7 protein-coding genes are annotated in these 12,423 nt (G+C 68.9%); 5 read left to right on the forward strand and 2 right to left on the reverse strand.

The genetic code is table 11. From position 1 onward, the window contains the following. Positions 1 to 88: 88 nt before the first annotated feature. The 5 genes from hemE (at position 89) to CTA01S_RS08120 (ending at position 8,568) form a co-directional block, all read left to right on the forward strand. Entirely contained in the window at positions 89 to 1,183 is a 1,095-nt protein-coding gene (hemE, locus tag CTA01S_RS08100; RefSeq protein WP_062194303.1) for a uroporphyrinogen decarboxylase, read from the forward strand. A gap of 347 nt (positions 1,184 to 1,530) precedes the next feature. After that, on the forward strand, positions 1,531 to 3,564 hold the full coding sequence (locus CTA01S_RS08105) for a primosomal protein N' (RefSeq protein ID WP_062194306.1): 2,034 nt from the start codon (positions 1,531 to 1,533) through the stop codon (positions 3,562 to 3,564). 171 nt (positions 3,565 to 3,735) lie between these two features. Further along, positions 3,736 to 5,148 carry an efflux RND transporter periplasmic adaptor subunit gene (locus CTA01S_RS08110; protein WP_033371628.1) on the forward strand — a complete coding sequence of 471 codons (1,413 nt, stop codon included), beginning with the start codon at positions 3,736 to 3,738 and terminating at the stop codon, positions 5,146 to 5,148. Next, positions 5,145 to 7,151 carry a MacB family efflux pump subunit gene (locus CTA01S_RS08115; protein WP_062194309.1) on the forward strand — a complete coding sequence of 669 codons (2,007 nt, stop codon included), beginning with the start codon at positions 5,145 to 5,147 and terminating at the stop codon, positions 7,149 to 7,151. The genes CTA01S_RS08110 and CTA01S_RS08115 overlap by 4 nt, the downstream gene beginning before the upstream one ends. Position 7,152: 1 nt before the next feature. Then, positions 7,153 to 8,568 (forward strand): efflux transporter outer membrane subunit, encoded by a 1,416-nt coding sequence (locus tag CTA01S_RS08120; protein ID WP_062194312.1) that lies wholly within the window; start codon positions 7,153 to 7,155, stop codon positions 8,566 to 8,568. Positions 8,569 to 8,577: 9 nt separating this feature from the next. Here the strand turns inward: CTA01S_RS08120 and CTA01S_RS08125 are convergent, their stop codons facing one another. Further along, positions 8,578 to 11,193: a PAS domain-containing protein gene (locus CTA01S_RS08125; protein WP_062194314.1), complete on the reverse strand. Its 2,616-nt coding sequence runs from the start codon at positions 11,191 to 11,193 to the stop codon at positions 8,578 to 8,580. Positions 11,194 to 11,267: 74 nt separating this feature from the next. Beyond that, on the reverse strand, positions 11,268 to 12,416 hold the full coding sequence (locus CTA01S_RS08130; RefSeq protein WP_062194317.1) for a 2Fe-2S iron-sulfur cluster-binding protein: 1,149 nt from the start codon (positions 12,414 to 12,416) through the stop codon (positions 11,268 to 11,270). Positions 12,417 to 12,423: the final 7 nt, after the last annotated feature.

Genomic DNA, 12,423 nt, shown 5'->3' on the forward strand with positions numbered 1-12,423 from the left:
TGGATCGTTCCCCCCAAGGGATTGGCGTGGTCGGTGATCTTGCCATGTCGCGCAAGGTGGGGGCGGCGCCGACTTTTACAATGCCCCGATGAGCGCCGTTTTGCACAACGACCAATTCTTGCGCGCCTTGCTGCGTCAGCCCACCGAGCACACGCCCGTGTGGCTGATGCGTCAGGCAGGCCGTTACCTGCCCGAGTACCGGGCCACGCGCGAGCGCGCGGGCAGTTTCATGGGGCTGGCCACGTCGCCGGCCTTGGCCACCGAGGTGACGCTGCAGCCGCTGGACCGCTATGACCTCGATGCCGCGATCTTGTTTTCGGACATCCTGACCGTGCCCGATGCCATGGGGCTGGGCTTGAGCTTTGCCCAGGGCGAAGGGCCGCGCTTTGCGCATCCGGTGCGTGACGAGGCGGCCGTGGCCAAGCTGGCGGTGCCGGACATGGCGCGGCTGCAATACGTGTTCGATGCGGTGCGAGAGATTCGCCGCGCCTTGGCCGGCCGCGTGCCGCTGATCGGCTTTTCGGGCAGCCCCTGGACGCTGGCCTGCTACATGGTCGAGGGCGCGGGCTCGGACGATTATCGGCAGGTCAAGAGCCTGATGTACCGCCGCCCCGATCTGATGCATCGCATCCTGGCGGTCAATGCGGATGCGGTGGCGGCTTACTTGAATGCCCAGATCGAAGCCGGCGCCCAGGCCGTGATGATTTTCGACTCCTGGGGCGGGGTGTTGGCCGACGGGGCGTTCCAAACCTTCAGCCTGGCCTACACGCGGCGCGTGCTGGAGCAGCTCGTGCGCGAGCGCGACGGCCAGGTGGTGCCGCGCATCGTCTTCACCAAGGGGGGCGGGCTGTGGCTGGAGGAGATCGCCGACCTGCCGGCCGAGGCCGTGGGGCTGGACTGGACGGTCAACCTCGCGCAGGCGCGGCGTCGCGTGGGCGACCGGGTGGCCTTGCAAGGCAATCTGGATCCGAGCGTGCTGTTCGCCGAGCCGGCCCAGATCGAGGCCGAGGTGATCCGCACGCTGGACAGCTTCGGCCCGCCGCAGACGCCCGATGGCCGCTGGGGAGGGCATGTGTTCAACCTGGGCCATGGCATCAGCCCGCACACCCCGCCCGAGCATGTGCAGGTGCTGGTGGACACGGTCCATCGCCACTCGCGCCAACTGCGGGCCTTGGCGAGATAGGCTTTGCGCACATCGCAAGGGTCAACCCGGACAGACCCGCAAATTTGTCACTGAGGGCTTGACTTATCCCCATGTTGGCGGCAGCCGCTCAGCGAGGGCCTCGATGTTGCGGCGAAGCATGGCCATGCCAGGGCTGCGATGTAAGTCTTTGATTCGTAAGGATTTTTTGGCGGTGCTCACGGCTGCATCAAGCCAAGGCAGTCCCGATGGCACAAGCACTTAGCGCGCGTTTTCGCAGCTTGCTCACAAAGTTATCCACAGATTCTGTGGATGGTTGAAAAATAGGTTTGAACTCAAGGGCTTAGACGCGTTTTGCAGAAAGTTACGCAAGAGTTGGCGCCCCATCCATGTCCGAAGAACTGAGGCTGGCCGTCGTCGTGGACGCGCCGCAGTACAGCGCACTGCGGGGGGCTTTGAGCTATCGCAGCGACAAGGCCTGGCCGCCGGGCACCTTGGTGCAGGTGCCGCTGGGGCGCCGCACGGTCTGTGGGGTGGTGTGGCCGCGGTCGGAGCAGGTGCCGTGCGAGCCTGGGGTGGAGCTGCGGCCGGTGGTCGCAGCGCTGCACAGCTTGCCGCCGCTGCCGGCGGCCTGGTGCGAGCTGGTGACTTTTGCGGCCGGGTATTACCAGCGCAGCCTGGGCGAGGTGGCGCTGGCGGCGCTGCCGCCGGAGCTGCGGCGGCTGGACGATCGGCAGCTGGCGCTGCGGCTGCAGCGGCTGGAGCGCTTGCGTGGCCCGGGCGGGCCGGCTCCGACGCCCCCCGAGCTGACGGCCGAGCAGGCCGCCGCACTACAAGGCTGGCGCCAGGCGGGCGCGCGGACGGCCTTGTTGTTCGGCAGCACGGGCAGTGGCAAGACCGAGGTCTATCTGCGCGCGGTGGCCGATGCGCTGGCGGCCGGGCGTCAGGCCTTGGTGCTGGTGCCCGAGATCAACCTCACGCCGCAGCTGGAGCAGCGCTTTGCCGAGCGCTTTCCCGAGCGGCTGATCGTCTCTTTGCACAGCGCGCTGACGCCGGCGCAGCGGTTGCGACATTGGCTGGCGGCGCACCTGGGGCGGGCCGACATCGTGTTGGGCACCCGCATGGCGATCTTCACGCCGCTGCCCAGACTGGGCTTGATCGTGGTGGACGAGGAGCACGACCCCTCGTACAAGAGCCAGGAAGGGGCTCGCTACTCGGCGCGGGACTTGGCGGTCTATCGGGGTCGTCTGGAGGGCTGCCCGGTGTTGCTGGCGTCGGCCACGCCGTCGCTGGAGAGCTGGCACCAGGCGCAGCGCGGCCGCTATGTGCGGTTGAGCATGCCCAGCCGCATCGGCGGCGGTGCCTTGCCGGCGGTGCGCTTCATCGATTTGAACCATGTGCCTCGCGCGGCCGCGGCCCACGAGGCTTTGAGCCCGCCGCTGCTGCAGGCGCTGCGCGAACGGCTGGCGCGCGGCGAGCAAAGTGTGGTGCTGCTCAATCGCCGGGGCTACGCGCCGGTGCTGCATTGTCTGGACTGCGGGTGGAAAAGCGGCTGCCCGCATTGCAGTGCCTGGCAGGTGTTCCATCGCGCCGACCGCAGCCTGCGCTGCCATCACTGCGGCTTCACGCAGCCGGTGCCCCGCGCCTGCCCGGACTGTGGCAATCCGGACATTCGCCCGGTGGGCCGTGGCACCGAGCGGCTGGAGGAGCAACTGGCCGCGGCGTTGCCCGAGGCGCGGCTGGCGCGCATCGATGCAGACACGACCCGCGGGAAGGGGGCGCTGCAGGCCCGGCTGGCCAGCGTGCATGCGGGCGAGGTGGACATCCTGGTGGGCACGCAGATGGTGGCCAAGGGGCATGACTTTCGCAGGGTGACGCTGGTGGCGGTGGTCAATCCGGATGCGGCCTTGTTCTCCAGCGATTTCCGCGCCAGCGAGCGCTTGTTTGCGCTGCTGATGCAGGCGGCCGGGCGGGCCGGGCGGGATGCCGCGCAGGCCGGGCGGGCCGAACTGCTGGTGCAAACCTGGCATCCGGCCCATCCGCTGTACCAGGCCCTGCGCAGCCACGACTACGAGGCCTTTGCGGCCAGCTTGCTGGCCGAGCGCGCGATGGCCGGGTTGCCGCCGCATGCGCATCTGGCCTTGCTGCGGGCCGAGGCGCGCACCCAGGAGGCGGCCCAGGCATGGCTGGCGGCGGCCGCGGAGCTGGCCGCGCCGCCCCAGGGGCTGACGATCTATCCGCCCGTGCCGATGAGTCTGCCGCGGGTGGCCGATGTGGAGCGGGCGCAGATGCTGTTGGAGTCGGCCTCCAGGCCGCTGCTGCAGCAGTTCTTGGCGCAATGGTGCCCCCGCCTGCACGGGCTGCGCGGCCAGCACAAGGGGGTGCTGCGCTGGGCGGTGGATGTGGATCCGCTGACGATTTGAGCCAGCGCTTCGCCGGCCGCGCCGCATGGCCCCAGGCTTTACAAAACTTCCCAGAGCAGGCGGCCAGGCTTCACGCAAGGCTGCCACACTGGAGGGGTTGCATGCCGCCGCCGGGAACGGCCGGGGCCCTTGGACCAACCTTTTGCTTTGTTTTCGATCATGCCCGTTGCCATGACTGCGTTGGCGGCCCGGGGCCGCCGTGCCCGCCGCTGGGCCATCGCTGCGGCGATGCTGGTGGCTGCGCTGGCGCTGGCCGCGTGGGGCTGGCAGCGCTTGGGCCGCGCGCCGGACCCGCGCGAGCTGTACCAAATCGCCAAGGTGCAGCAAGGCGATATCGAGGACTTGGTGACGGCCACCGGCACGCTGCAGCCGCGCGACTATGTGGATGTGGGCGCACAGGTGTCGGGCCAGTTGCAGCATCTCCATGTCGAGGTGGGCAGCATCGTGGCCAAGGGGGATTTGTTGGCCGAGATCGATGCCACCGTCTATGCAGCCAATGTGGATGCCCGCCGTGCGTTGCTGCGCAATCAACGCGCGACCATGGTCGAGCGCGAGGCCCAGCTGCGGCTGGCGCAACTCCAGTATGAGCGCCAGAAAAACCTGATGGCCGCCGACGCCACCACCCAAGACGCCTTGCAGCAGGCCGAAACCAGCCTGGCGGCCGCGCGCGCGCAGATCGAGGCCTTGAAAGCCCAGATCGATCAAACCGAATCCACGTTGCGCGCCGACGAGGCCAATCTGCGGTTCTCGAAGATTTATGCACCGATGGACGGCACGGTGGTGTCGATCTCCGCGCGCCGCGGCCAGACGCTCAACACGAACCAGTCGGCGCCCATTCTGATGCGCATTGCCGATTTGTCGACGATGACGGTGCAGACCCAGGTGTCCGAGGCCGATGTGGGCAAGTTGCGCATCGGCATGCCGGCCTACTTCACCATCCTGGGCGGGCAAGGGCGGCGCTGGCATGGCCAGCTGCGCAAGATCGAACCCACGCCGACCGTGACGAACAACGTGGTGCTCTACAACGCGCTGTTCGACGTGCCCAACCCCAATCAGACGCTGATGACGCAGATGACCGCGCAGGTCTTTTTCGTCGCGGCGGCTGCCCGTGACGCGCTGTGGGTGCCGGCAGCCGCCGTGACGAGCCCATCGCGTGCCGGCGCGGGCGAGGCGGCGCCGGCCGCCGCAGGCACGTCCAGGGCCGTGGCAATGACCGCTGCCGCCGATGGGCTGCCCAGCCGCGCGGCCCTGGCGGCCATGACGCCGGAAGAACGTCGCCAGGCGCTGGAGCGGCTCAGCCCCGAGCAGCGCCAGGCGTTGCGCGAGCGTCATCGGGCCATGGCCGCGGAGGAGGGCGCGCCGCGCTGGGGGCTGGTGCGGGTGATCGATGCGCAGGGGCGCATCGAAGAGCGCCGCGTCGAGCTGGGGGTGAGCAACCGGGTGCAAGTGCAGGTGCTGTCTGGGCTGCGCGTGGGCGAGGAGGTGATCGTCGGCGAGCGCCAGGCGCGCACGCGCGGCAGCGATCGGGAGCGTGCCGGTGGGCCGCCCCCCGGCCCATGGGGTCTGGGAGGGCCACGGCGATGAAGCGAGAGTCCGAGGGCGCGTTGGGGTCCGCGGCGGGTGCGGCCGGGGCCGTGCCATTGATCGCGCTGTCGGGGGTCACGCGCATCTACAACGCGGGCGAGGCAGCCGTGCAGGTCTTGCATGGCATCGATCTGGAGATCCATGAGGGCGAGTTCGTCGCGATCATGGGCGCCTCGGGCTCGGGCAAGTCCACGCTGATGAACATCCTCGGTTGTCTGGACCGCCCCAGCGCCGGCAGCTATCGCTTCGAGGGCCGCGAGGTCGGCACGCTCGATCGCGACGAGCTGGCCCGCCTGCGCCGCGAGGCCTTCGGCTTCGTGTTTCAGAGCTACCACCTCATTGCCGGCGCCACGGCCTTGGAGAATGTCGAGGTGCCGGCCATTTATGCGGGCTTGCCGCCGGCGCGCCGTCATGCCCGGGCGCGCGCGCTGTTGAGCGATTTGGGCTTGGCCGAGCGGGTGCACCATCGGCCCCACCAGCTCTCCGGCGGGCAGCAGCAGCGCGTGTCGATCGCACGTGCGCTGATGAACGGCGGGCGCGTGTTGTTGGCCGACGAGCCGACCGGCGCGCTGGACAGCCGCACCGGCGAGGAAGTCATGCGGCTGCTCACCCAGTTGTGGCTGCGGGGGCACACCGTGATCCTGATCACGCACGAGCGCGAGGTGGCCGAGCATGCCCAGCGCATCATCGAGATCAAGGATGGCCGCATCGTGGCCGACCGCACGCGCCCGCGCCGGCCCGAGGCCCTGTTGCCGGGAGGCGATGATGACATCCAGCCGCCGTCGCCCCCCGGAGGGGACAGCCCCTGGGCGGCGGAGGTCGTCGAGGCGGCCAAGATGGCCTGGCGCTCGCTGCGCAGCAATGTCTTGCGCTCGGTGCTGACGTTGCTGGGCATCGTCATCGGTGTGGCTTCGGTGATCGCGATGATGGCCATCGGGGATGGTGCCAAGCAGCAGGTGCTCGAGCGCGTCAGCGCCATGGGCTCGAACCTGCTGCTGGTGCGCCCCGGCGCGCCCAACCAGCGCGGCAGTGGGAGCATCACCACACTGGTGAACGAGGACGTGCAGGCCATCAATGCCGAAGTGCCCAATGTGCTGGCGGCCATCCCGGAGCAAAACACGTCGGTGACCGTGCGCTATGGGCATCAGGACTTGCAGACCTATGCCAACGGCACCTCGCACTTGTTTCCGCTGGCGCGCCAGTGGCCGGTGGCGCGCGGCATCTTTTTCTCGGCGGAGGATGCCCGCAACTACGCGGCCGTGGCCGTGCTGGGCCAAACCGTGGCGCGGGCGCTTTTCCCCGACGGAGAGGATCCGCTGGGCCAGTATGTGCTGGTCAACAACCTGGTGTTCCAAGTCATCGGCGTGATGGCCGAGCGCGGGGCCTCGCCGATGGGCTCGGATCAAGACGATGTGATCTTCATTCCTTTCGAGACCAGCAGCCTGCGTGTGTCGGGCCAGCGCCATTTGCGCAACGTGACCGTGGCGGTGCAGGACGTCAGCCGCATCGATCAGACCCAGCAAGACGTGGAGATGCTGCTGTTGGAGCGCCACGGCCTGGTGGACTACCAGGTTCGCAACATGGCCTCGGTGATCGAGACGGCCGAACAAACGGCCAACACCATGACCATCCTCTTGGGCTCGATTGCGGCGATCTCGCTGCTGGTGGGCGGCATCGGGGTGATGAACATCATGCTGGTGTCGGTGACCGAGCGCACGCGGGAGATTGGCATCCGCATGGCCACCGGCGCGCGCGAGCGCAACATCATGCAGCAGTTCCTCATCGAAGCCCTGGTGGTCACGGCCTTGGGCGGGGCGGTGGGCGTCGGCCTGGGCTTGACCGTGGCGGCCGTGCTGGCGGCCTTCGAGGTGCCGGTGCAGGTGACCGCGCTGCCGGTGCTGCTGGCCTTTGGATGCGCGTTTGCCACCGGGCTGGTCTTTGGTTTCCTGCCGGCGCGCAAGGCCGCGCGTCTGGATCCCGTGGTGGCCTTGGCGGCCCAATGACATGCGTGATCGACCGTTTCCCACCCGTTCGACCTGGGCCGTCCGGCCCCTCGTGCTGAGCCTGGCGCTGAGCCTGACCGCGTGCGCCGTCGCACCGCCGGCGGCCCGCCCCGACCTGGCGCTGCCGCAGGCTTGGCGCGCGAGCGCCCCGTCGGCCGCAGACCTGCGGGCCGATGCGGTGCAGTGGTGGGGGACGTTTGGCGCACCGGCGCTGCCAGCCTTGATCGATCAGGCCCTGCAAGCCAATCTGGACGTGGCCCAAGCCGCCGAACGGGTGGTGCAGGCCGAGTTGCAGCTGCGCAGTGCAGGCGCTGCGCGCTGGCCCACGGTCACGGCGGGCCTGCGCAGCTCGGCCACGCGCAGTGACGGCGGGGATGCGCCGTCCAGCCGCAGCGAGTCCAGCAGCGCCAGCTTGTCGGTGAGCTATGAAGTGGATCTCTGGGGCCGTCTGGCCGCCGGCCGCCGCAGCGCCCAAGCCAGCTGGCAGGCCAGCCGCTTCGACCTCGACGGCGCCCGCTTGAGCCTGGCCGCCCGCGTGGCCCAAGCCTGGTTCCAGGTGCTGGCCTTGCGGCTGCGCCTGGACATCGCCAGGGACAACCTGGCCGTGGCCGAGCGGCTGCTGGGCATCGTCGAGGTGCGCTACCGCAACGGCGCGGCCTCGGCGCTGGACCTCAGCCGCCAGCGCAGCACGGTGCTGAGCCAGCGCGCCGCGGTGCTGCCGCTGCAAGAGCAGCTGCGCCAAACCGAAGATGCCTTGGCCTTGTTGCTGGCGCGTGCCCCGCAGGACTTTGCCGTGCCGGCGGCCGATTTCGAGGCCTTGCAAGTGCCCGAAGTGGCTGCCGGCTTGCCCTCGGAGTTGCTCACGCGCCGGCCCGACCTGGCGGCTGCCGAGGCTCGTTTGGCGGCGGCCGATGCCGACGTGGCCGCCGCCCGGGCGGCGTTGCTGCCCTCGTTCGAGCTGTCGGGCTCGGCCGGCTGGGCGTCGGCGGCGTTGGTGTCGTTCAGCCAGCCGGTGGCCTCGGCCTCGCTGGCGGCATCGTTGGCGCAGACGCTGTTCGACGGCGGACGGCGCCAAGTGCAGCTCGAACTGGCCGAATCCACACGCCGCCAGCTCGTGCAGGCGTACCAGGCCGCCGTGCTGACGGCCTTGCAAGAGGTGGAGCTGGCCTTGACGCAGGCGGCCCGGCTGGCGCAACAAGAGCGCATCCAGCGCACCCTGGTGGACGAGGCACAGCGGGCGCTGCAGCTGGCCGAACGCCGCTATCGCGAAGGGGTGGATGACTTGGCCACTTTGCTGGACGCCCAACGCACCTTGTTTGCGGCCCAGGACACCGTGGCGCAAACCCGGCTGGCCCGGCTGGTGGCCGCGGTCGATCTGTACAAGGCCCTGGGCGGCGGCTGGCGGCGCGCAGACTGAACGCTCCGCTCAGGCGGCTGCGGCGGCGGCCGCGTAGCGGCCCCGCCCTTCTTGCTTGGCGCGGTAGAGCTGCGCATCGGCCTGCGCGACCAGCGCGCGGCCGCCGTCGGGCCCCGGCACCCCCCAAGCGATGCCCACGCTGGCGCCAATGTGCAGCCGCAGCTGGCCCACGGTGAAGGGCTGGTGGGCGGCTTCCAAGACCTTGTCGGCCACGGCTTGGGCCTGTTCGATGCGGTCGATGCCGGGCAAGAGCACCGCGAACTCGTCGCCGCCCAGACGGGCCACCGTGTCGCTGGGGCGCACCAGGCGCGCCAGCCGCGCGGCAAACAGCCGCAGCAGTTCGTCGCCCACCGGATGGCCGTGCTCGTCGTTGACCGGCTTGAAGCGGTCCAAGTCCAGGTACAGCACCGCCAGGCGCGTGCCCTGGGCGGCATGGCGCGCCAGGGCGGCTTCGAAGCCCGCACGGTTGAGCACGCCGGTCAAGGGATCGGTGTGCGCCAGGTTCAGCAGGCGCAAAGTCTCCTGCCGCTGCTCGCTGATGTCTTGCGCCATGCCGACGAAGCCGTCGATGCGGCCGTCGTCCAGCCGCAGCGGGATGAAATGGATGGACAGATGCCGGTGAGTGCGGCGCTCGGGAAAGTCTTTTTCGAAGCTGACGGTCTCGCCGGCCAGCACGCGCTCCACCCAGGGTTGACTGCGGGCGTATTCCTGTGGGCCCAGCACTTCGGCCAGGGGGCGTCCGACGATGTGCTCGGCCGGTCGGCCCAGCCAACGTTCGTAAGCCCGGTTGACGTAGCGGTAGCGGCCGTCGCCGCCGACCACGCCGACGATCACCGGCAGATGCTCGGCCACCGAGCGCAGCGTGGCGGCTTGGCGCTGCACTTCCTGCCGGGCGGCCGCCTCGGCGGTGATGTCGCGCAGCACGCCAGAGAAGTGCGTGATGCGGCCTTGCGGATCGCGGTGGGCCAGCACCAAGTGACTGACGCGCACCTCGGCGCCCGCGGCGTCGTAAAAGCTGGTCTCGCCCAGCCAGAGTCCGTCCCGACGCACGGCGGGCAAGACCTCTCGGGCGATCAGCTCGTTGGTCTGCTGGGTGTTGAACTGGGCATAGTGCAGGCCGTCCAAGGGCTGGTCCAGGCGCAAGCCCAGCTTGCGGCGGGCGGCGGGGTTCAGATAAGTGATCTGCCCTTGCGGATTGGTTTGCAGCACGTAGTCGGCGGTGTGATCGAAAATCGAGGTCAGCGTGCGCAAGGCGTCTTGGGCCTGCACCTGCTCGGTGATGTCTTCCACCGTGCCCACCATGCCCGCAGGCTGGCCATCCTCGAACAGCGGCGCGCAATGCACGGACAACATCAGCGGCCGGCCATCGGGCCCTTGCAGGGTGCGCACCATGTGCCATGCCTGGGCCGCCTGGACGATGCGCTGCCAAGCCGTCCAGGCCGCTTCGCGCTGCGATTCGGGCAACAGGCTCAGCCAGCCGCGGGCCATGTCTTGCGCCTGCAGCCGATGGATGCGCAGATAGGCCTCATTGGCGTAGACGATGTCGCCTTGCGTGTTGGCGCGGAACAAGCCCAGCGGGGCGGCTTGCATCAGCACGTGCAGTTCCTGCTGGCGCATGCGCAGCTCGTCGAGCAAGGCTTTGAAATCGCGCGCCAGGTCGCCGCGTTCGTCGCGGCTGCGGGTGTCCAGACGGACTTGGGCCTGCGGGTCGCGCCGCAGTTTGTGGATGGCCCGGTGCAAGGTGGTCAGGGGCTGCAGCAGCCAGCGCAGCAGCAGCCAGCTCAGGGCAGCGGCCCCCAGCGCGTACAGTCCCAGTTCTTTCAACAGGGTGCGCTGTGCTTCGCGCACCGGCGCGGCCACTTCCCAGCCGGGCAGCACCACGCGCAGCTCCCAGTCGGCCAGCGCAATGAGCTTGCGGGTGATCACGGCGCCGTCTGACCTCGAGGCCGAGGCGTCGGCCGGCTGCAGGATGCGCGCCGGATCGGGGTGGATGACGTACACCGGCGGCGCGCCGCGGGTGACGATCTCGAAATGCCCGGTGCGTCCCACCGGCGCTTGGGCCATCAGGCCCAGCAGGTTGGAGCGCAGCAGACGCAAGCCGCCCACCAGCAAGGCTTGCAGACGCTGCTGGCGGTCTTTCACTGGCACCACCAGCAGCACCGCCGGGCCGGCCCCGGTGCGGGCTTGCACCGGTTCGGACACCAAGCTGCGCTGCTCGGCCAGCGCGCGGCGGAAATACTCCCGGTCGGCCACGTTGATCCGGTGGCCGGGCGGCAGGGGCGGCTCGTTGGTGATCAAGTCGCCCTGCAAATCGACGATGGCCAGCCCGTCGAACAAGGATTTCAGCGGCGAAGGCCGCGAGACAAACCGCTGACGCGCCTCTGCATCGGTCAGCACCGCTTCGTCCAGCTGCGCGGCGGCTGATTCCAGCACCGTCAGATAGGTGTGCAATTTGTCGCCCAAGTGGTCGGCCATCGATTCGGCCAGGGCGTCTTGCTGCTCGGCCAACACCGCACGGAAGTCCTCGGCCAGCCGGCGATCCTGCTGCCAACCCACGAGCGCGGCCAAGGCCACCACGGCGGTGGTGGCGATCAAGGCCACTTTCAGTTTGAGCGACAGTTTCACGGCTGGCATTGTGCCGCCGGGTGGTTCTTGGTGAAGCCAAGGTGTGGGGGGCAATCCCGGTCCAGATCCCTTTTTCAAGGACCGCGGGCCGCACCAGCCAGGCGCAGGGCCGTGCAGGGCACGACGCAGCACGACAGCACCCAGCCTTCGGGCTGCCGTGCTTCGGGGCTGAGCACCTGCCGTACCGAACCTTCGAGCACGCGCACCAGGCATCGAGCGCAGCTGCCATTGCGGCAGTCGTGGTCTATGGCGATACCCTGTTCCAGCAAGGCGGCCAGCAGGCTGGGTTGACCGTCGAAGCGCAAGGGGACGGGGCGATCGGCCCAATGCAGCAGGTAGGTGGCTGTGTCTGAGTTGGGTGGCGCGGTGAAAGCTTCGAAGTGGATGTCTGCATCAGACACCCCGGCCTGCCGCAACTGAGTGCGCAAGCTGTCCATCATGGTCGAAGAGGCGCACATCCATACGCCGGCGGGGCGGCCGCTTTGGCTCAACGCCAGCAGCCGTGTACCGGTCAGACGTCCCTTGAGGCCGCGCCAGGCTTCGTCGTGACCTGTGAAGATGGGAATGAAGCGCAGACGCTCGTGCCGAGCGGCCCAGGCTTCGAGCTGGGAACGATAGTCCATCCATTCGCTCATGTTCCTCACCGACCAGACCAGCGTCAATGGCACGGGGCAGCCGCGGCTTAGCCATTCCTGCGTCAAGGCCCGCATCGGAGTGATGCCGATGCCACCGGCCACGAGCACTTGTTCACCCTGCAATGTCTTCGGCCAGGTGAAATGCCCGGCCGGCGGCAGAACCCACATGACGGTACCGGAATGGGCATGGTCATGCAGCCATGTCGAGACTTGCCCGAGAGGCTCGCGCTTGATGGCCAGCTCATGCAGCCAAGCCAGGTGGCGCCAGCTCCAGTGCGGCAGGGCTGCCAGCGAATAGCGGCGGCTTTGCGGGCCACTGGGCAAAGCGACTTGCAGCGTGAGGTATTGGCCGCCACGAATGTTGCCGCGCCACCAACGCCAGCGGCCTCGACAGGCATGCAGCCACAATTGGATGCAGGCCCCGTGGTCCTTGCGCGCCACCACGCGCCAAGGCTGTGGTGTGGTGGAGTGGCGTTGTCGATCGAGCCGACGGCCTTGCAAGGCCAACACCAGGCCATGTCCGAAAATGAAAGCTGCCCACAGCAGGGCGGCGGCTGAGACGCCCAGCAGGCCGTAGGCGATCCACATCGGAAAT

The sequence above is a fragment of the Caldimonas taiwanensis NBRC 104434 genome (assembly GCF_001592165.1).
GTDB lineage: Bacteria > Pseudomonadota > Gammaproteobacteria > Burkholderiales > Burkholderiaceae_C > Caldimonas > Caldimonas manganoxidans.